At 63.5% G+C, this 19,131-nt stretch carries 20 protein-coding genes; 8 read left to right on the forward strand and 12 right to left on the reverse strand.

Annotated features, from left to right (window positions below; translation table 11 throughout):
• Positions 1-11: 11 nt before the first annotated feature.
• The 10 genes from tssE to J2W36_RS26575 form a co-directional block, all read right to left on the reverse strand.
• Positions 12-539, reverse strand: coding sequence for a type VI secretion system baseplate subunit TssE (tssE, locus tag J2W36_RS16415; RefSeq protein WP_307690829.1), 528 nt, complete (start codon positions 537-539; stop codon positions 12-14).
• The gene (locus J2W36_RS16420; protein ID WP_307690830.1) at positions 532-1,353 is read right to left on the reverse strand and encodes a type VI secretion system accessory protein TagJ; all 822 of its coding nucleotides are present in this window, start codon (positions 1,351-1,353) and stop codon (positions 532-534) included. The genes tssE and J2W36_RS16420 overlap by 8 nt, the downstream gene beginning before the upstream one ends.
• Positions 1,354-1,397: 44 nt before the next feature.
• Positions 1,398-1,994 carry a type VI secretion system tube protein Hcp gene (locus J2W36_RS16425; protein ID WP_307690831.1) on the reverse strand — a complete coding sequence of 199 codons (597 nt, stop codon included), beginning with the start codon at positions 1,992-1,994 and terminating at the stop codon, positions 1,398-1,400.
• A 6-nt stretch (positions 1,995-2,000) separates the two neighbouring features.
• On the reverse strand, positions 2,001-2,516 hold the full coding sequence (locus J2W36_RS16430; RefSeq protein WP_307690832.1) for a type VI secretion system tube protein Hcp: 516 nt from the start codon (positions 2,514-2,516) through the stop codon (positions 2,001-2,003).
• 39 nt (positions 2,517-2,555) lie between these two features.
• Positions 2,556-3,089, reverse strand: coding sequence for a type VI secretion system tube protein Hcp (locus J2W36_RS16435; protein WP_307690833.1), 534 nt, complete (start codon positions 3,087-3,089; stop codon positions 2,556-2,558).
• 57 nt (positions 3,090-3,146) lie between these two features.
• A complete protein-coding gene (locus J2W36_RS16440; protein ID WP_307690834.1) occupies positions 3,147-3,722 on the reverse strand; it encodes an Hcp family type VI secretion system effector in 576 nt (191 codons plus the stop codon).
• Between the two features lie 53 nt (positions 3,723-3,775).
• A complete protein-coding gene (tssC, locus tag J2W36_RS16445; protein ID WP_307690835.1) occupies positions 3,776-5,269 on the reverse strand; it encodes a type VI secretion system contractile sheath large subunit in 1,494 nt (497 codons plus the stop codon).
• An 18-nt stretch (positions 5,270-5,287) separates the two neighbouring features.
• Positions 5,288-5,788 carry a type VI secretion system contractile sheath small subunit gene (tssB, locus tag J2W36_RS16450; RefSeq protein ID WP_307690836.1) on the reverse strand — a complete coding sequence of 167 codons (501 nt, stop codon included), beginning with the start codon at positions 5,786-5,788 and terminating at the stop codon, positions 5,288-5,290.
• Between the two features lie 65 nt (positions 5,789-5,853).
• Positions 5,854-6,882 (reverse strand): type VI secretion system protein TssA, encoded by a 1,029-nt coding sequence (gene tssA, locus J2W36_RS16455; RefSeq protein WP_307690837.1) that lies wholly within the window; start codon positions 6,880-6,882, stop codon positions 5,854-5,856.
• The gene (locus J2W36_RS26575; RefSeq protein WP_370869336.1) at positions 6,875-7,003 is read right to left on the reverse strand and encodes an ESPR-type extended signal peptide-containing protein; all 129 of its coding nucleotides are present in this window, start codon (positions 7,001-7,003) and stop codon (positions 6,875-6,877) included. The genes tssA and J2W36_RS26575 overlap by 8 nt, the downstream gene beginning before the upstream one ends.
• A 184-nt stretch (positions 7,004-7,187) precedes the next feature.
• Between J2W36_RS26575 and J2W36_RS16460 the strand changes: the two genes are divergently transcribed.
• The 8 genes from J2W36_RS16460 (at position 7,188) to J2W36_RS16495 (ending at position 17,785) form a co-directional block, all read left to right on the forward strand.
• The gene (locus J2W36_RS16460) at positions 7,188-7,865 is read left to right on the forward strand and encodes a response regulator (protein ID WP_307690838.1); all 678 of its coding nucleotides are present in this window, start codon (positions 7,188-7,190) and stop codon (positions 7,863-7,865) included.
• A gap of 91 nt (positions 7,866-7,956) precedes the next feature.
• The gene (locus J2W36_RS16465) at positions 7,957-9,771 is read left to right on the forward strand and encodes a sensor histidine kinase (RefSeq protein ID WP_370869338.1); all 1,815 of its coding nucleotides are present in this window, start codon (positions 7,957-7,959) and stop codon (positions 9,769-9,771) included.
• Positions 9,772-10,110: 339 nt separating this feature from the next.
• A complete protein-coding gene (locus tag J2W36_RS16470) occupies positions 10,111-12,828 on the forward strand; it encodes an AMP-binding protein (protein ID WP_307690840.1) in 2,718 nt (905 codons plus the stop codon).
• 43 nt (positions 12,829-12,871) lie between these two features.
• Complete coding sequence (locus tag J2W36_RS16475) at positions 12,872-14,725, forward strand: AMP-binding protein (RefSeq protein ID WP_307690841.1); 1,854 nt, start codon at positions 12,872-12,874, stop codon at positions 14,723-14,725.
• The gene (locus tag J2W36_RS16480) at positions 14,722-15,576 is read left to right on the forward strand and encodes a hypothetical protein (RefSeq protein WP_307690842.1); all 855 of its coding nucleotides are present in this window, start codon (positions 14,722-14,724) and stop codon (positions 15,574-15,576) included. The genes J2W36_RS16475 and J2W36_RS16480 overlap by 4 nt, the downstream gene beginning before the upstream one ends.
• Positions 15,577-15,613: 37 nt before the next feature.
• Positions 15,614-16,705: an MBOAT family O-acyltransferase gene (locus J2W36_RS16485; RefSeq protein WP_307690843.1), complete on the forward strand. Its 1,092-nt coding sequence runs from the start codon at positions 15,614-15,616 to the stop codon at positions 16,703-16,705.
• Positions 16,705-16,842 (forward strand): hypothetical protein, encoded by a 138-nt coding sequence (locus tag J2W36_RS16490; RefSeq protein WP_307690844.1) that lies wholly within the window; start codon positions 16,705-16,707, stop codon positions 16,840-16,842. Before J2W36_RS16485 ends, J2W36_RS16490 begins: the two co-directional genes overlap by 1 nt.
• Positions 16,843-17,143: 301 nt before the next feature.
• On the forward strand, positions 17,144-17,785 hold the full coding sequence (locus J2W36_RS16495) for a Rossmann-fold NAD(P)-binding domain-containing protein (protein ID WP_307690845.1): 642 nt from the start codon (positions 17,144-17,146) through the stop codon (positions 17,783-17,785).
• A gap of 32 nt (positions 17,786-17,817) precedes the next feature.
• On the opposite strand, the gene J2W36_RS16500 is transcribed toward J2W36_RS16495, so the two are convergent.
• Complete coding sequence (locus J2W36_RS16500) at positions 17,818-17,988, reverse strand: hypothetical protein (RefSeq protein WP_307690846.1); 171 nt, start codon at positions 17,986-17,988, stop codon at positions 17,818-17,820.
• 88 nt (positions 17,989-18,076) lie between these two features.
• Positions 18,077-19,129 (reverse strand): HAMP domain-containing sensor histidine kinase, encoded by a 1,053-nt coding sequence (locus J2W36_RS16505; RefSeq protein ID WP_307690847.1) that lies wholly within the window; start codon positions 19,127-19,129, stop codon positions 18,077-18,079.
• Positions 19,130-19,131 lie beyond the last annotated feature (2 nt).

Below are 19,131 nucleotides of genomic sequence, written 5' to 3' on the forward strand. Positions count from 1 at the left end.
GCCTCAGTGCCTCATCCGCGCAACTCGCGCACCCGGGTGCTGCCGGTCTCGACGTCCACGTCGGCGGCCAGCAGGAGTTCGAGCGGCACCGGCTGGCTCCACATCTGGCCGCGAATGACCAGCTGCAGCGTGTTGTGGTGGCTGGCGTGGTCGATCTTGACTTCCACACTGAGCGTTTGCGGATCGATCCGCGGCTCGAAGGCCTTGATCGCATCGCCCACCTCGCGCTCGATCGCCCGGGTGTTCATGCTCGATAGGGTGACGCCGGCGAAAGCCGGCATGCCGTAGTTGAGGACCGAGCCGCGCGCATGCGGCGCGGACTTCCACAGCGCAATCTCTTCGCTGCGGCTGGAGTTCGGCTCGGGCTCGGGGCGGATGGCGTTGAACAGCCAGGACAGGTCGCGCAGCACCGCTGCGCGCAGCTGCTGGCGCGTCAGCGCGCGCGCATCCAGGGCTTCCGTGCGCAGGGCGGGTTCCTGATCGATCAGCCGGTCCAGCAACGAGGGTTGCAGGCGATCGCGCGAGTTCAGCTCAGCCATCTGCCTGGCCCGTGGGTTCGAGTTCGATCAGCCGCACGCCCAGCATGTCGTGCTCGCCGCCATCGGTCACCAGCACGCGCTGGCCCAGGCCGATGAAGCGCTCGTGGCCGATGTCCTGCCAGTCCGTGCGTGCGGCCATGAGGATCTGGCCATCGTCGCTGGCCTGCGAGCCGGGGTAGCGGGTCGGGATCATCGCGATGGCTTCACCGCCGTTGGAAAACGACAGGTTGGCCGGCAGCCAGACCCGGTCGCGCAGGTCCACCGGTGGCTCGATAGCGATGCGGCTCAAACGGTTGAAGGGAATCCAGTAGTACTTGCCGTTGACCATGGCCTCCAGCACCGGACCGAGTCGGGAATCCGCATCGGCGATCCATTCGAAGGCGACGCCGTCGATGCGCCCGCGGGCGGCGGGCGCGGCCTCGAAGGCGCGCCCGGCGAGCTGGGCGGCCAGGTCGGCCTCGCCCTGGCCTGCCTGCAGCAGCGATTCAATCAGCAGGCCCATCCATTCGTCGGGCTGACCGAAGACCATCGGCGAGCGGCTGCCTCGGAAGACCGCTGCGCGCAGCAGCTCGCAGCGCAGGGCGTGGCCGACCATCTCGCGCATCGGGGCGGTGGTGGCATCCATGTCGGCCACCACATTGAGCTGGGTGTGGGCGCGCTCCCACTCGCCCAGCACGCACAGCAGCTGGGCCATGAAGATGCGCAGCTTGGGCGCGGCCGGCTTGGCCTTGACCGCCGTGGTCAGCGCCACCAGCGCCGCCTGGGGATTGTGGGCGCGTACGGCGGCTTCGGCAGTGGCGAGTGGATCGGTCATGGTGTGCGTGCGGACGGTGTCGGGGTCAGGGGGATGGGCGGGTTTCAGTCCGCAAAAAGCTTCGGATATTCCTTCTTGAGCGTGGCGCTGACATCGATGCGCCGGGCTTCGTTCAGGGCCTTGAAGGCCTCGAGCACCGCGTCCAGCGACGCCTTGCCGCTCTCCGCGCCCGGCGCGCGTTTGTGCCGCGTGGTCAGCGTTTCCTTGGCCGTGGGCATGTACTCCACGGCAATCTCGTCGTAGGTGAAAGTCCAGTCTTCCGAGATCGCGCCGGACTTCTCGCCATCATTGATGTCGACCTTGTACTCGGCGATGCGCGCATTGTTGAGCGTCAGGGTCAGCTTGAAGCCCGAGTCTTCCGGCGAATCGAGGGTCACGACGGCTCTCAGCCGCACGCCGTGGCGCATCTTGGTGAGCATCGCGGTGCTGGCCTGGTCCATCACCTTGCTGAAGCTGAACGCCTCGGGCTGCGATTTGCCCCGCGTCAGGCCCAGGCCTCGTGGCGCGGCGCGACTCATGTCCCATGCGATGCGCGCGAGCTGGATCTGGCCGCTGTAGGTCTGGTCTGCGGACTCGCCCACCATCGGCAAATTGGTATCTGCGTCGGTGAGTTGCATGTGCAGGCGAGAGAAAGTGGACATGGCGTATCAGGCGGTCTTGCCCGCTTCTTTCTCGGAAGTGGGAACCTCGGCTGTCGTTGCACGGCCGCGGACCTTCTTGATCGGGTCGTAGCTGCGGTAGCTGAGGGTGGCCGATGTCGTATACGAAATCGTCAGGTCTTCGGACAGCGAGACCGACTTTCCTTTGTCTTCGGCGCTCATCGAAATCCGGTCGATGTGGCAGCCGAGCATGCGAATCTCAAGCACCGCATCGATCTTGTCCACGCTGCCGCGGCTGGCCGGGTCGATGAAACGCAGGGTGGCCGTGAAAGGTTTGTCTTCCCGCATCATCTCGCGCAGCACGGTGCTGGAGCGGTCGAACTCCTTCTTGATGCGCATGGCCTTTGCGTCGATCTTGGTGACCGGGTCGTCGGTCGCCTTTTCCTCGGTCTTGGCATCGACGCTCCAGGAAAAAGACTCCACGACGATGTGATCACGATAGCCCGCGACCTGGGCCTCCCCAGGCGCGCCCTTGATCTCAAGCAACATCAGCGAAACGGCCATGGCAGTCAGTCCGTGGTGCGCCTGGACCGGGTGCCGGGATCACGAGAATTTGACCACCGCGTCGGTCACCGAGGTCTGCATCGTCGCGATGCTCCACGGGAAGCTCAGCTCCGCGGAGACCAGCGTGCCATCGTTGTTCTGCGCCTTGTAGCCGACCGAGACCTCCTTGAAGACCATGTCGACGTCCTGCATCACTCTGCCGTCTTCGCTGCCCCTGGTGGACACCTTGGTGATGAAGACGCTGGCCATGGCGATCTGGAAGAACTGCTCGGCCTTGTCACCACCGGTCATCTTCAGCATGTCGACGTAGACCTTGGCGAAGGACTTGCCCTGGACGATCTTGGTCAGGATCGCCGCCGACGAGGTGTCCCACGAATGGGTGATCGTCAGCGCCCCCGGCTTGGGTTTGCCCACGGCAGCGCCGGTGCCGCTGAGGTTGCTGTGATCGGCCTCGATATTCCAACTCCAGTCGCTGATTTCGATCCAGCCCTTGGCGCCGGAACGCACGGACTGCGGGGATTCGCCTTCAGGCACGTCGGCGGCGCCGAAAAGAATAAAGCTATTTCCAGACATGATGGGTTCCTCTGAAATTCATCGGGGTAAAAATGACTCGGCAGACGCGGGCGTCGATCAATCCGAGTCCGCCTTGAGGTTCAGCGTGATGCCGGATTGCAGCGTGCTGGCGGCGACATTCCAGCCAAATTCCCGGATCTTTGCTTCCAGCGTGCCGGGCTTGCCGGTACCGCCCGCTTCGGCGTTGAGCTGGCGCTTGTAGCCGATCTGGATCGCCTTGAAGACGAACTCCACGTCCTGCGTTACAGCGCCGTCGTTGCCGCCCTTGCTGGCTATCTTGGTGATGAAGCCATCGGTCATCTTCACGCCGAAGAAAACCTCGGGCTTGCCGTCCGAAGCCCCGGTCGACTTGAGCATGTGCAAGACGATCGTGTTGAAGCTGGTGCCCAGCACGATGTTCTTCATGATGACCGGCGAGGAACGGTCGAAGTTGTGCGTGAAGCTGAACACGCTCGGCTTGGCAACCCCAACCGAAGCGCCCGTGCCCTTCAAGAAGTTGGTACCGGCTTCGACGTCGAAACCCCAGTCGCTGATTTCCAGCCAACCCTTGGAGGCAAGGTGCGTCGACTGCAGCGACTCTCCGGGGATTACTTTTCCGTCGGAGGCGAATTTGATGAATGCATTTCCAGGCATGGAAGATCTCCAGTGTGTGTTTCAGCGAAGTGAACGTTGGGTGGTGCGCGAGCTCAGGACTTTTCGGATGGCAGCTTGGAGACCAGGCGCAGAGACACCGACAGGCCTTCGAGCTGGTAGTGCGGCTTCAGGAAGAACTTGGACTGGTAGTAGCCCGGTGCGCCCTCGACCTCTTCGACCACCACCTCGGCGGCGGCCAGCGGGCGGCGTGCCTTGGTGTCTTCGCTGGAGTTGGCCGGGTCGCCGTCGACATAGCTGCCGATCCAGTTGTTGAGCCAGCGCTCCATCTCGTCGCGGGACTTGAACGAGCCGACCTTGTCGCGGACCATGCACTTGAGGTAATGGGCAAAGCGATTGCAGGCAAACAGGTAGGGCAGGCGGGCGGCCAGCGCGGCATTGGCCGTGGCGTCGGGGTCGTCGTACTCGGTCGGCTTCTGCAGCGACTGCGCACCGATGAAGGCGGCGAAGTCGGAATTCTTGCGATGGATCATCGCCAGGAAGCCGTTCTTCGACAGCTCGGCTTCGCGACGGTCGGAGATCGCGATCTCGGTGGGGCACTTCATGTCCACGCCGCCATCGTCGGTCGGGAACGTGTGGGTGGGCAGGTTCTCGACGGCGCCGCCCGATTCGATGCCGCGGATGCGCGAGCACCATCCGTAGACCTTGAACGAGCGGTTGATGTTGGTGGCCATCGCGTACGCGGCGTTGCACCAGCTGTACTTGTCGTGGTCGGCACCGACCGTGTCTTCCTCGAAATTGAAGGCATCCACGGGGCTGGTCTTGGCGCCGTAGGGAATGCGGCCCAGGAAGCGGGGCATGCACATCGCCAGGTAACGCGCGTCGTCCGACTCGCGCAGCGAGCGCCAGGCCGCGTACTCGGGCGTGGTGAAGATTTTGGTCAGGTCGCGCGGATTGGCCAGCTCGCCCCAGGAATCCATCTGCATCACGGTGGGCGCTGCGCCGGTGATGAAGGGCGCGTGGGCCGATGCGGCGATCTTGGCCATCTCGCCGAGCAGTTCGACGTCGGGCGGTGAATGGTCGAAGTGGTAGTCGCCGACGATGGCGCCGAAGGGCTCGCCGCCGAACTGGCCGTACTCTTCTTCGTAGAGCTTCTTGAACAACGGCGACTGGTCCCAGGCCGTGCCCTTGTAGCGCTTGAGCGTCTTGCCCAGGTCCTGCTTGGAGATCGACATCACGCGGATCTTCAGCTGCTCGTCGGTCTCGGTGTTGCTGACCATGTAGTGCAGGCCGCGCCAGGCCGATTCCAGCTTCTGGTAATCGGCATGGTGCAGGATCAGGTTGACCTGCTCGGAGAGCTTGCGATCGAGCGCGGCGATCATGGCCTCGATGCTGGCGACGGTATCGGTGCTGATGAGCTTGACGTCGGCCAAGGCCTGCTGCGCCAGCACCTGCACCGCCGATTCGACCGCCGATTTGGCCTCGTCGGATTTGGGCTTGAATTCCTTCGACAGCAGCGCCGCGAAGTCGTTGCCTTCGAAAGTGACGCCGGCCAGAGCGCTGTCTGCCCGTACTGCTTGTTCAGCCATGTGGAAGCTCCTGTGGGGTCAGTGGGTGTCGCCAGGCTTGGCCGAGGCGGTCAGGGTCTTCAGCAAGGCCGGGTCGTTGAGCACCTTATTGATGAGTTCTTCCGCACCGCCCTTGCCGTCCATGTAGGTGACCAGGTTGGACAGCTGGTTGCGTGCTTCGAGCAGCTTGTTCAGGCCTTCGACCTTGGTGGCCACGGCCGCCGGTGAGAAGTCGTCCATGTTCTCGAAGGTCAGGTCGACCGAAAGGCTGCCTTCGCCCGTCAGCGTGTTGGGCACGGTGAACGCCACCCGGGGCTTCATCGCTTTCATGCGGGTGTCGAAGTTGTCGATGTCGAATTCGAGGAACTTGCGGTCGGCCACCGGCGGCAGCGGATCTTCCGGCTTGCCGGCCAGGTCTGCCATGACGCCCATGACGAACGGCAACTGGATCTTCTTTTCGGCGCCGTAGAGCTCGACGTCGTATTCGATCTGGACACGAGGCGCGCGGTTGCGCGCGATGAATTTCTGGCTGCTACCCATGGTGAATCTCCGCTATGACTGGAACAGGAAAAAAAGAAAAGCAAGGCTGCATCGCATCCTCCGCATCATTCGTTGTCCAGGCTTGATGGATCGATGCCCAGGACCCGCGCGACATCGCGCATGGAGTCGGGTGCGAAATCCTTGATCAGCTGGAGGAAGTTCTTGTCGATGAGTCGCTCTGCGCGCCGCAGCAGCAACTGGGCGGGGTTGGTCGGCTCGCTGCGTTCGAGATAGGCGCACACCAGCTGGATCGCGCGGACCGCATCCTGGCGGCTCTCCACGCTGTGCACGCCGCCAGCAGCGCGCCGACCTGCCGACAGGGCGGTACCGTCTGGCGATCCGGCTTCATCGTCGCCGCCGACCTCGTCTGCAACAGCCTCGTCGTCCGAGGGCAGCAGCGACTGCACACCGGTGAGCATCAGGCGCAGTTGCTTGATGTCGACCGCGCTGTCCATGCCGAAGCGATCGTTCATCAGCGACTGCAGGTCCTTCAGGCTGGCGAGTGCTTCGGCGACGCAGACCCGCAGGCGTTCGGCAAGATCGGGGTTGTCGGCGATCTGGCCTTGGATCTGGCCCGGCGTGGACATGGCCTCGTCCTGGCGCGCGGGCAGGCGGTCGAGCGCGATCTCGACGTCTCGCATGCGCAGACCGCCCAGGCGTCGGTCCGCCAACAGCGGCGACTGGCGGATGTCGCCGAGCATGCCGTCGAGGGAATCCAGCGTGCCAAGGGTGCTGATGCGGGCGAAGATGTCGCCGTCGTCAGGATCAGGCCGGGGATGCAGGGTGTCCCAGAAGCGCTCCAGCAGGCCGTGCAGCAGGAAGAGTCCGCTGGCCAGCCCTTCGAGGCCTTCGAGGTGGACCATCGCGCGGGTCCAGAGCATGGCCGTGCGCAGGTCGCGGTTGCGCTCGAACAGGGATTCGGCGAGCTCGCGGGCGGTGGTCCACGCTGGCGGCTCTGCCGCGCCGAACTGGGTTTCGGGTCGGCCGTTGGCGGCCTGGCTCAGTTCGAGCGCGGTCGGGTCGTACTCGAGGTCTGCGCCGGTGGTGTCCTCGTCCAGAGGGTCGAGCCACCGTTGGATCTGGGCCTTATCCATGCCGCTGCGCTCCGGCTGGAAGGCGAGTGCCGCCTTCTTTGCCCTGTCCCCACGCACCCTCTGGCACGCGCACATGGTGGCAGAGTGCATCGCTCCAGATGAGGCGGTAGGCGTGGTTCATACAGGGGGGAGGTGGGAGAGAAGAGGTGTCAACCGTCAGCGCTGTTCAATGTATCCAGCGCCTGTGCGTCGGTCTGTCGCCCTTTATGGCGACAGACCGACGCGATAAAGAAACCGCATCGATTGGCTTTGTGTCACCATCAGTCAACACCATCAGTGGGCCAGCACGCAGCCCTTCTCCGACCATGTCCAAAGCCACCAGCAGGTGCATCATCAAAGTCTGCCTGGTAGAGGACGACCTCGCTTTTCAGAACGCACTGGCAGAGGCCCTGCACGACACGCCTGACATGCAATTGCAGTCGGTCGCCAGTTCGCGGGGCCAAGGTCTCGAGATGCTCGCGCAGCCGCCTGCGGATGTCCTGCTGGTCGACCTCGGACTGCCAGACGGCTCAGGCATCGACATCATTCGCGCCGCATCCGAGCGATGGCCGCAATGCAACATCATGGTCAGCACCGCTTTTGGGGGCGAGATGCACGTCATGCATTCCCTGGAAGCCGGTGCCACCGGGTACTTGCTCAAGGACAGCGCACCCCACAACATCGTCAGTGAGATCCGTCTCCTGCATCAAGGCGGCAGCCCCATCAGCCCGCTCATCGCGCGCCAGCTGTTGATGCGTTTCCGGCAGAAGAGCCCGCCGGTCCCCAATTTGCCCCTGCCGCCCCAGGCCACGTTGTCAACCAGAGAGCGACAGGTGCTCGACTACATCACCAAAGGCTTCACGGCTGATGAGATCGCGGCGTTGATGTCGGTGTCGCGCCATACCGTGAGGACCTTTGTTCGACGCGTCTATACCAAGTTGGCGGTCAGTTCCAAGGCCGAGGCCATTCACGAGGCCATTCAGCAGGGTTTGCTACGTCCATAGAATGAAGCGGCTGCTTCTCTTGATCTTGATGGCGCTGTGTGTGCTGCAGGCACGTGCCGAAGCGCCTGTGCACATCACGGAGGCGGACGTGATGGTGATCCCGGGAAACGGTGCTTCTAACGCGCCTGCCGAGCTGGATATGAGCACCTTGACCGGGCCTTGGAACCACGTGCAGCTGCCCCATACACTGCCGCGCCGGTTGATCCCGAATGCCAGAGGCGATGCGGCCTTGCCTGCCACGGAGGTGGTCTGGTACAGGCTCAAGGTTTCGCCGGCCTCTGTCAATTCGAGCCCGCACTACATCTACATCCCGCGCTTGCAGACCGCCGGAAAGATCACGCTGTATACCGACCGGGAGCTGCTGTACCAGACCCATGCCAGCCCGATCTGGAACGGATGGAACATTCCCGCCTGGATCGCGTTGCACGACACAGCACAAGCGCGTTCGCCACGCGAGATCTACATCCGCATCGAGCGTCCGCGAAACAGAGGCGGCGGCATTTCTTCGGTCTGGTTCGGCACCGACGAATCCATCGGCTGGCGCTATCGGTTGCGCTATCTTCTGCAGGTCCAGGTGCCTTATGCCAGCAGCGCGGCTTTCCTGGCGGTGGGTCTCTTTGCATTGCTGGTGTGGTACAGGCTGTCCAATCACTACGCCTATCTTCTGCTGTTCGCCGTCTCGATTTCCGCGTTTCTTCGCACCTTGCACTACCACGTCGGCGAATACACATTGCCGATCCCGGACGACTGGTTCACCTGGATCACCGTCAACTCGGTGTTCTGGATGGTGATGGTGACGCATTTCTTCCTCAACCATCTCCACGACCGTCCGCGGGTGCGTTTGAATCAGGCCGTCATCGGCGTCGTCGTTCTCGTTGGCATGTTCACTGCGCCGCCATTGGCACGCTGGGTTGCCATAGACAGCCTGACGCCATTGGCCTATTTGCTGCTGATCGGCATCGGCTCGGTGGTTGCGGCGAACGGTTTCTACCAGTCTTGGCGCGGTCGTTCGCGCGACGGCTTGTTGCTGAGCGCATGGGCCATGCTGGGGATACCGCTGGGCTGTTACGACTGGCTGCTGCAGAACTACCACGTGAGCATCGAAAGCATCTACCTCGGTTCGTACAGCAACGTGGGGGCCTTCCTGGTGTTCATGTACATCATCTACCTGCGCTACATCGTGGCCAATGAGAGCGTCGTGCAGTTCAACAGGCGCCTGCAGGTGCGCTTGAACGAACAGGAAGTCGAGTTGCAGGACTCCCACCAGCGCCTGCGTGCGATCGCACAGCGCCAGACCCTCGACGCCGAACGCCAGCGGCTGATGCAGGACATGCACGACGGCATGGGTTCTTCGCTGGTGACGGCATTGCTCGCGGTGAAGAAGGGCAAAGCCGATGCGGCCATGGTGGCATCGGTGCTGGAAGATTGCATCGATGAACTGAAGCTGACCATCGACTCGATGGAACCGATCCAGGCCGACTTGCTGCTGCTGCTCGCGACATTGCGCTTTCGGTTGGCGCCGCGACTGGAAGATGCGGGCATCACCTTGCGCTGGGAGATCACGGATGTACCGCCGCTCGAATGGATCGACCCGCGCAATTCACTGCACATTCTGCGCATCTTTCAGGAGAGTTTCAGCAACATCATCAAGCACGCCCAGGCCAGCGAGATCCGCGTGACCACCCGGATCGAGCAGGACTGCGTGCGAGTGGTCATTCAAGACAACGGCAGCGGCTTCTCGGTCGAAGAAGGATTGCGTGCGCCAGGCAAAGGCCTGAAGAACCAGCTACGCAGGGCGGCATCGATCGGCGCGGAAGTGTCATGGCACGCCGATGGCGATGGCACCCGCATGACACTGACGCTGCCCATCACGGAAAAACACGGCGAATCCCCTCGCACTCCCTAGGAAACGCTGCACGGCCACCGGTCGTCACGAGCAACGAGGCGGCTGAAGTCGAAAGACAATCGCAGTCGTGACGCGGCGTATTTCACGTGTTGGTAACATTCGTAAACAAATACGCGTTCCAATCTACATGTCTACCCGCTGGAAGAGAGATGGGTAGTTCTAGTTCAATAGCGTCCGGCGACTACCAGGCGACATATGTCATATGGGAGCAAATTGAGGCCGATGCATGAGTTTTTCTGTCCAGGCTGTCGTTCACGGCTGGGACAGACGCGTGTTGCGCACGCTGGTTACCTGGCGTGCGATCGATGCGGTACGGCGTTTCCGTTTGTCGATGGCTCCGTGTATTTCGACCGACCCACCCTGGCGCCTCAGGTCGGTGACGGCTTGGGCGCTCAGTTGCGCGATGAGCTTTTCGGCGATGAACCGGCCTACGCCCGTTTTGTCGAGGCAAAGTATCTGAGGCCCAACTACGACGGTTATGCGGCTTTCGAGCCCTTCAACGAATCGACCCGGGCTTGGTACGGCCTGCTCGCGGAAATCCGCGCCGGACTCCAGCCTGGGCAGCCGATCCTCGACCTGTGGGGCCGCACTGGGTGGTCGGGCGCCAGTCTTGCCGCGATGTTTCCGGACCACCCGGTCTACATGGTCTGGGAGGGCGACCGCAATGTGCTGGGCTACAAGGGCTACCGTTACTGGCTCGGGCAGGGTGCCCGGGCCGCCAACCTGCACATCGTCTTTTCAGATCTGGAAAAACCGCTGCCATTTGCCGATGGCTTCTTCGGCCTGGTACACGGCCTGGACACCCTGCACCGCTACAGTCCGTCGCCGCTGGTCGCCGAGTGCCTGAGGGTGAGTATGCCGACGGCACCGCTGGTGTTCGCGCACATCCACCTGAGCAACAGCGAACCGGTCCCCTTTTTCGAGCGCGGCTGCACCCAGCACCACGGTCGGGACTACCGCCGTTTCATGGATGTTCTGGAGCGAAGCCACGGCCGGCGCGCCTACCTGTTGTCCGAGGCCACGCTGTTCGACAACACCGCCTGCGGCGACCTGGTCGACGACCACGACATGGCCCACTACAACGCGCTGCTGTATGTGGCGCCAGTGGGGGTGCAGCACAGCCGGGTGACCGCTTGCGACGGACCCCTGGTGCCGATCGACGATGACACCCAGGTGATCCTGAACCCGCTGGTGCGCATCGACGCGGTGAGCGGCGTAGCAACGGTCGACCGCACAGCGATGGCCGGGCAGGGCGCGCATCTGCTGGAGCGTCACCCGGTGTACGAGAAAAGGCTGCGCCGGCTGTTGCCGCTGCAGTTGGACGACCTGGACCGGCAGTTGCTTTACGGCGTGGAGCAGAGCATGGCACTGTCCGACATTCGGGGCATGCTCGACCTGTCGGTGGCTGAAATGGCCGGCCGGCTCGCCACATTGCAGTCGAGCGAAATTTGCGCCTGCCTGCCGGTGGGCGCTGCGATGGCTCGTCTGCAGCGCTTTTACCGTACGCAGCGCGCCGAGCCTCCGCTGCAGCGACAACCCGAGTTCCGCCAACTTTGGCATGGCCTTGCCCAAGACCCGCCAACCGAGCCGCTGTTCGTCAGCACCGCACAGGAGGTGGCTTATGAATGGGGCGACGTGCAGCCGTTGGTGGACACCCTCCACCTCCGGCTGTTGGGCCTGGGCCTGCAGCCGGGTGATCGCATCCTGGTGTGCGCCGACCAGCACCCGGCCTACCTGCTGACCATCTGGGCAGCGTGGCTGACCGGCCTGGTGGTGGTGCCGGTGTGCCCGCAATCGCAGCGGGCCAACCTGGGCTATATCGTCGACCTGATCCGTCCGGTGCTGTGTTTCACGGATGCCGGCGTGGCGCTGCCCGCTGAAGCTGCGCCCTGGGTGGTCTTCGACCCCTTGAACGACGGTGACGCCACATCGTCAGCCGGCGCGCAGCTGTTTTCCGACTGGCTGGATGCGCCGGCCGCAGACGTATCGCCCCGCCATGCACACCACGAAACGGCAGCCATCCTGCTGTCGTCGGGCACCACTGGCCGACCCAAGGCGATTGCCCATTCGTTTGCCAATCTGTTGCGGGGCTCTGTCAGGCTGGCCCAGTTCTATCAGCTGGAGCCAGGCACGCGGGTACTGAGCGCCGGTGGTTTCCATTCGATGAGCGGCCTGCGCAATGCGGCCGTGCTGCCGCTGCTCAACCGCCAGCCGCTGCTGCTGACAGATGGTGCGTGCGACAACATGGCGATGCGGTTCCTGGCCATCGCGCGCCAGTGGCAACCGCAGGTGGTGTTCAGCGCCCCGGCACTGGTGGATGCGCTGGCCCGGATGCAAGGCCGCCTGGAGCCGCAGCAAACCGCCAGCATCCAGACGTGGCTGTGCACCGGCGCCAGTGTGTCGCATGCCTTGCTGGCGCGTTTGTCGGCATCGCTGGGCATCCGGTTCGCCAGCTATTACGGGCTGACCGAAACCGGCGGTTTCTGCGCCGGCACGCGGCTGGGCCAGGCCTGCGATGAAGGCGACTTGGGCGAGCCGGTCGGCGCATTGTTCAGGCTGGTGGACTCCGCGGGTGGCGTGCTGGTCGGCGAGGGTGTCGGTCAGTTGCAGGTGTTTTCCGATCAGCTGATGCTGGGGTACGTCACGTCCCAAGGCATCGATGCGCTGCCAGCCGGCGCCTGGTTTCCCACGGGCGACCAGGTGCGCCGCGAAACCCACGGCGGGCTCGTTCTGCTGGGCCGGGGGGAGGACGAATTCAGCACCGCTTCAGGGGAGCTTTTCAACCTCAATGCCCTCGAAGTCGACCTGCGCAGCGCGGCCGACATTCCGTTCGCCCTGCTGCACGACGGCGTGTACCTGACGCTGGTGCTGGAGTGCGACGAGAACGCATTCGAAACGCTGCGACAGGGCGATGCGGTGCAGGCCCTGCTCGCGCAATTGCAGGCCTGCGGCGCCGGCGTGCTGTCCGAGCTGCGCATCCGGCGGGTTGCCGAGATCGCCCGCACCGGGAACGGAAAAATCCGGCGCTCGGCCCTTCGCCAACAAATTTCGAAATGAGACAAGACATGAACCCCACTCGGCGCTACCAGAGCTTTCCACTGTGACCAACCCGCTCGACACCTGGTTGGAAACGGCCACCGCCCAGCCTGAAAAAAAGCCTTTCTGGTACCACGGCGACCGAGAGTTGGGCTACGGTGATTTCTTGCGCAAGATCGCCGCGACACACGCCTGGTTCGACTCCTTGGGGGCCCGGCCCGGCCAGCGGGTGCTGCTGGCGACAGACCTCGACCAGGAATTACTGGCCCTGCTGCTGGGCGCATGGTCGGCGGCGTTGACAGTGGTGGTGGTGAACGCGCAGTCGACCGGACCCGAGATGCAACAGGCTGTTCGGGATGTCGAGCCCGACTTCATCCTCACCGGTAACCCGTCATTGTTCGATGCCGGCGCCATCGGGCGCCCATGCCCAGTCATCACGATCGGCGTCGCCCCGGCCAAGGCGGGCTTTCTCGGCAAGCTGCTCAAGGCCCGGCCTGCTGCGCCAGCCACTGGATATCCCGCGGAGCTAGCGGGCCTGGCCCCGGCCAGGCAACGTGTACCGGTGGATGCAGGCGCCGACGCGCTGGTGCTGTATTCCTCCGGTACCACTGGCTTGCCGAAAGGCATGGTGCTGTCGTTTGCGGCCATCCACAACAATTTGAAAGCCATCGGCCAGCGCATGGGGTACGGGCCCGACTGCCGCATTCACAACAGCCTGCCGCTGCACCATGCAGACGGCCTTCTGCACGGGCCGCTGCTGGTGCTGTGTTTCGGCGCCACGCTGGTGCGGTCGCGCCGGTTCTCAATGGCCGACATCGAGGAATACGTGGGCGAGATGTACCGTCGGCAGATCACCCATCTGGTCACGGTACCAGTGCTGATGGGGCTGATCCACCAACATGCCAGTGCCTTCGAAGGCTTGTTCCAGTGGCCAGGCTTCCGGACGGCGGTATCCACTGCCGGTCCCTTGGACGAAACGCTGTGGGCCAGGGTCGAGCAGGACCTGAATATCCGGCTGTGCAATGTCTATGGCCTGAGCGAGACCACCATTGCCGCGACCATCAGCGGCCCGGATGACGCCAGCCACCGGCGCGGCACGGTCGGCACCCCTCTGACAGGCGTCGAGGTCGTGGTACGCGCCCCGGACGGAACCACCGTGCCGGACGGCAGCCATGGTGAGGTCTTCATCCGCAGCAACGCGCTTTTCAGTCGGTACCTCCATCAGCCCGAAGCCACGGCGGCGGTGCTGGTGGATGGCTGGATGAAGACCGGTGACCTGGGCTACCGAGCACCGGACGGAACGTTGTCCATCGTCGGCCGCATCAAGAACATCGTGATCAAGGGCGGCGAGAACATCAACCCGGAAGAGGTCGGCGCCCGGCTGCTGGCCCATCCCGGCATCCATCAGGCGCAAGTGCTCGGCCTGCCCGACGCCCGTTTTGGCGAGACGCTGGTGGCCGCGGTGGTGCTGGGTGATGCCGCGTTGTCCGACGCAGAGATCCTGGCCCATTGCGCCAGCCACCTGAGCGCTGCCAAGTTGCCGGCCCATGTCATCCGGTTTACCCAATTGCCCCTCGGACCGTCCGGCAAGGTGCAGCGCGAGGTATTGAAGGCCCTGTGCATCGAGCGCCTGCTGCAGGCACGCCAGGAGCGAAGTGCCGACAGTGCGGCGCCGGAAGTGCAGTCCTCGGTGCTGCGTCTGGCCGAGCAGGTTTTCCAGGCGAAGCCGGACTCGATCACGCTGGACAGCGCGCCGGACAACACCCTGGGCTGGGATTCACTCGGCCACCTGAACTTCATCACCGCCGTTGAAGGTCGGTTCGGCATCCATTTCAGTGCAGTCGAAATGATGCGGCTTGCGAACATGCGGCTGATCGTGGAGCTGGCACGCGACAAGGTGACAGGCCGCCAGTCGTGAACCGCCCTCGGGAAGATGCGCCACCCGCCGGTATGTGGCTGACGGTGCTGGTGCTGGTGGCGCTGCTGATGGTGCCGCTGTACGTGGCTTTTCGGCTGGGCTGGGTGGCAGACCTTGGCGGTCGGGGTAATGCAGACGCCGAATGGCTTCGGTATCAGCCGGCTGCGGGCGATCACGTGGTCATGGGCGTGGGCTCATCGCTTTTGCAGGCGGGTATCGTGCGTGCGGACCTGGCGGCCGACAGCCAGACGCAGTGGCTTCTTTTCAACCGCGGAGGTGCTAATTTTCAGAATTTCAGGGCAATGCTGCAGTCGCAGTGGCGGGTTCAGCCTGAGGTGTTGATTGTTCAGACCGACCTTTTCCTGAAAGAAGACACGAGCGACCGGAAGGTTTTTCTGACCTCGTTGCGCCCCATGTTCATGTTCGCCGTGCGTTGGGTGCTGGGATGGTCACCTCCACAATCGAACGACGATCTGGTTTTTCCGGCCGAGCCGTTGGGTGGCTTGAGTGAAAGGGGCCGTTTGTTATCGGACGTCTACCGCTCGCACCCGACGCAACAGGTGCAGATGATCGAGTGGCTGAAGCTGCAGCAAACGCGGGGCAGTCAGGTCGTGCTGCTCGATATTCCCCGCTCGCCCTCGGTCGAAAAAGCCATAGGCGCTCCGCTGGTACGCTGGCGGGCCGACATGCAGGTCATCGCCAAGCAATTGCAGGTGCCGTTGCTGCACTACGGCTTTCCGTTGAACGACGCCGACTTTTACGACGGCTCCCACATGGGGCCGTCCGGACGCAAAGTCCACACCCGCTGGTTGCAGCAGAAAATCAAGGAGCTGCAGCATGAATCTCCTTGATGGCGTCTATTTGCTGGTGATAGTGGTGCTGCCTTTGGTGTACTGGGCGCTGCCCCGTCGCTGGCGCCTGACGGGCCTGAGTGTGATTTCGGTGGCGACGCTGGCCTGGTTTTCCTTGCCTTCGGCGCTGGCACTGTTGGCGGTGACGGCGCTGACTTTCGCCGTGCACGTGCGGCGCGTGCCGGGCACCTGGCCGACCCTGGCTGCCATCGTGTCGCTGGTGCTGGTCTTCTTGGCATACAAGAGCCTGGCGCTTTTCGAGTGGCAGGCTTCGCCACTGCTGTTGATCGGCATGGCGTTCTATCTGCTGAAGGCCCTGCGCGTGCTGCTCGACCGCTACCGCAGCCCGACAGAATCGCCGGTACCGCCTGATGTTTTCTGCGCGTACATGCTTTTCCTGCCGACACTGCTGATCGGCCCCATCCATGGTCTGCGGCAGTTCCACGCCGACTGGCGGCAGCAGGCCTATTCGACCGGGCGGACATCGCTGGCGCTGGAGCGCCTGCTATGGGGTTACGCAAAGATCGTGCTGCTCGGAAGCTGGCTGATCAACCTGAAGTTCGCGTTTGCCATCGCAGGGCTGGCCGGAGAGTGGCCGCGGTTGTATGAATATCTGGCGGACCTGCGTTACGGGTTGCACCTGTATTTCACCTTCGCCGGCGCATCGGACGTGGCCATCGCCTTTGCCGCGCTACTGGGCTTTCGGATCGACGAAAACTTCAACCATCCATTCGCCAGCAGTTCCATCGCCGAGTTCTGGCGGCGCTGGCACATGAGCCTGTCGGGCTGGGCGCGACACTATGTCTATGCGCCGCTGGCGGCGGTGACCCGGCACCACACGGCAACCCTGATCCTGACCATGGGCCTGATCGGTTTGTGGCACGAGTTCTCGGCCCGTTACCTGATCTGGGGCGCATACCACGGCGCCGGCTTGGTGGTGCATCACCGTTGGGTGGCATGGACAGACCGGTCGGCTGCGTGGCAGGCGGTTCGCCAGCAGGCCTGGTATCAGGTGATGGCGATTTGCGTCACTTTCCAGTTTGTCATGCTCGGTTTCGGCATTGCCCGGGCCAACAGCAGTGCCGACCTTCTGCGGCATTTCCACCGGCTGGTATTCGGAGCGTCCTGATGTTCTATGCGTTTCTGGTCAAGCGGTTGCCGAGGTGGCTAGCGCTGGCCGTGGCAGCCCTGGTGTATGCGGCACTGATCGTCCTCATGCTGGTGCTCGCCAACACCGACGATGCCGTTTTTAGGTACATGCGCTAGCTGCGGGTAGGGGCGGCCAAAAGCATGCCATCACCGATGGGGCGGCAGGACAGAATATGTAGTGGGGGCGAGCCCCTGACGCAAGGCTCCGTCACACGGCGCAGACGCGCTGATATTTAACATAACAAACATTGCATTTTCATTGGACGTAGCCGTTGAATCTTTCAAATTAAACTAACGGCAAATGCAGGAGTCTCCTTGAAGAGCGAGTAGCTAAACTGGGATCTCGCCAGCGCGTTAGTACATTACTATGGGTCGGGATTTGCACTGTTTCTTCCTTTGCTTCAGGAGGCTTGACGATATGCAGGAACCTGTCACCTTGCTGCTTGTCGGCGCTTCTGGCCTGGTGGGACGCCATGTTCTGGCGCTCGCACTTGCCGATGCGCGGGTCCACCGAGTGGTGGCGCCCTCGCGCAAACGCCTGCCGGACCATTCCAGAATGTCCTCGCCGATGGTGGATTTCGAACGACTGCCTGAGCAGGCGCCGTGGTGGCGTGCCGATGCCGTCATCTGCACATTGGGCACGACCCTGCGGACGGCAGGATCACCGGCGGCGTTCAGGCGCGTGGACCATGACTATCCACTGGCGGTCGCCCGGCTGGCACGCGGCCACGGCACGCCTACCTGCGTCCTCAACTCAGCCATCGGCGCCGATGCGGACTCCCGCTTCTTATACAACCGGGTCAAGGGCGAGATCGAGCGCGACCTCACCGCCGAGGGATTCGAGTCGCTGACCTTCGTGCGCCCCGGCCTCATCGGTGGGCATCGGGACGAATTTCGGCTCACAGAGCGGGCATTGGGCGTGGCGCTCGGCATCGTCGGCCCTCTGTTGCCAGCCAGATGGCGCATCAATCCGGCGCACCTGATTGCGCGCGAACTGCTGGAGGCAGCCATTCATCCCACCGCCGGAGTCCATGTCGTGAAGTCGGCGCAAATGACCTGAAGGAACTGCGCCGAGCCGTTGCGCTGGGCGCCCTACAAGCGCAACGGTTGCTGCGGGCCAGCGCCCGCATGCAAGCCCATCTCGCGCCACAGCCTGTCGGCGTGCCTGGCATCCCACCTCGCGAACATTGAAAGCACCGCGATGTCTCCGACAGCCAATGCCAGAAGTCCGGGATAACTGACCATCCAGTCGAAAATCATCATCGTGACATCCAAGGTTCGAAGGGGCGAGTTCTCGTGAACCGCTGGGCCCCATCGTATGGATTCCCGGCACATGCGCTGTTCGGCAACGTCAAGTTGGGTAAAAGTTGGGAGAACGTGGCAGTTCGATCCGGATCGACAAACCACCGCCAGTGGCAAGCGATGCCACGATGGTGCCGCCATGGGCGCCGACGGCACGCCGCGCGATCGCCAAACCCAAGCCCACACCGCGCCCCGATTCACCCTGGTCGATCCGCACGAAAGGCTCAAAGATGGCCTCCAGCATGTGCGGCGGCACGCCAGGCCCGTGGTCGCTGACCACGACTTCCAGCCGGTCACCCTCCGCGTGCAGGCGCGCGCGCACGTCCACGACGCTTCCCTCGGCGGTGTGCTTCACCGCATTGCGAATCACGTTTTCCAAGGCCCGGTAGACCAGCTCGCCGTCGACGTGGGCGACAAAACTTTCGGGGCTCTCGATGCGCACCGATCGGTTCATGGCGCGCCCCTCGAAATCTGCGTCGGCTGTGATGTCGTGAAGCAACTCGATCACATCGACCGCATTGCGGGAGATGGGTGCAGCGGCCGTGAGCCGGTGCAGCGTGAGCATCTCGTCGATCATCGCGTCGAGTCGCAGGGTTTCGCGCTCGACGCGCTCGATCATGACCGCCACCGGCGAGGAACCCTGCTTGAGCAGCCCGATCGCCGCCTGGATGCGCGACAGCGGTGACCGCAACTCGTGCGAGACGTCATGCAGCAGGCGGTCGCGCGCGGCAATCAGCCCCTGCAACTGGACCGCCATGCCATCGATGTCGTGCGCCAGATCGGCGATCTCATCGCGCCGCCCTCGCATCAGCGGCTCCACCCGGGTGTCGAGCCGTCCTTGCGCCATGCGTTGCAAGCCCCAGCGCAGGTGCTCGAGCGGCCGCGAGAGATACCACGCCAGCCCTCCCCCGAAGACCAGGCTGGCCAGGACTGCAATCAGCGCCGGCACGAGGGGAATTCCGCTGACCTTGAGCAACGGGTCACCGGGCGGCGGGGTGATGCCCAACAGCCACAGATACAGCGCCGTGAGCCCGATGCTGGAGATCATGCAGGTCGACAGCACCAGAAGTAGCTTGCGAAAGAGGAGCTTGGGCTGGGCCACTG

This window comes from Variovorax ginsengisoli (assembly GCF_030811835.1).
Lineage (GTDB): Bacteria > Pseudomonadota > Gammaproteobacteria > Burkholderiales > Burkholderiaceae_C > Variovorax > Variovorax ginsengisoli_C.

Bases quoted from the DNA above. Each gene is read 5' to 3' on its own strand.
- tssC (WP_307690835.1), bottom strand. From the start codon at position 5,269: ATGGCTGAACAAGCAGTACGGGCAGACAGCGCTCTGGCCGGCGTCACT.
- J2W36_RS26575 (WP_370869336.1), bottom strand. From the start codon at position 7,003: ATGAACCACGCCTACCGCCTCATCTGGAGCGATGCACTCTGCCACCAT.
- tssE (WP_307690829.1), bottom strand. From the start codon at position 539: ATGGCTGAGCTGAACTCGCGCGATCGCCTGCAACCCTCGTTGCTGGAC.
- J2W36_RS16430 (WP_307690832.1), bottom strand. From the start codon at position 2,516: ATGGCCGTTTCGCTGATGTTGCTTGAGATCAAGGGCGCGCCTGGGGAG.
- J2W36_RS16440 (WP_307690834.1), bottom strand. From the start codon at position 3,722: ATGCCTGGAAATGCATTCATCAAATTCGCCTCCGACGGAAAAGTAATC.
- J2W36_RS16435 (WP_307690833.1), bottom strand. From the start codon at position 3,089: ATGTCTGGAAATAGCTTTATTCTTTTCGGCGCCGCCGACGTGCCTGAA.
- J2W36_RS16460 (WP_307690838.1), top strand. From the start codon at position 7,188: ATGTCCAAAGCCACCAGCAGGTGCATCATCAAAGTCTGCCTGGTAGAG.
- J2W36_RS16465 (WP_370869338.1), top strand. From the start codon at position 7,957: ATGGTGATCCCGGGAAACGGTGCTTCTAACGCGCCTGCCGAGCTGGAT.
- J2W36_RS16500 (WP_307690846.1), bottom strand. From the start codon at position 17,988: ATGATGATTTTCGACTGGATGGTCAGTTATCCCGGACTTCTGGCATTG.
- J2W36_RS16490 (WP_307690844.1), top strand. From the start codon at position 16,705: ATGTTCTATGCGTTTCTGGTCAAGCGGTTGCCGAGGTGGCTAGCGCTG.
- J2W36_RS16495 (WP_307690845.1), top strand. From the start codon at position 17,144: ATGCAGGAACCTGTCACCTTGCTGCTTGTCGGCGCTTCTGGCCTGGTG.
- tssB (WP_307690836.1), bottom strand. From the start codon at position 5,788: ATGGGTAGCAGCCAGAAATTCATCGCGCGCAACCGCGCGCCTCGTGTC.
- J2W36_RS16420 (WP_307690830.1), bottom strand. From the start codon at position 1,353: ATGACCGATCCACTCGCCACTGCCGAAGCCGCCGTACGCGCCCACAAT.
- J2W36_RS16425 (WP_307690831.1), bottom strand. From the start codon at position 1,994: ATGTCCACTTTCTCTCGCCTGCACATGCAACTCACCGACGCAGATACC.
- tssA (WP_307690837.1), bottom strand. From the start codon at position 6,882: ATGGATAAGGCCCAGATCCAACGGTGGCTCGACCCTCTGGACGAGGAC.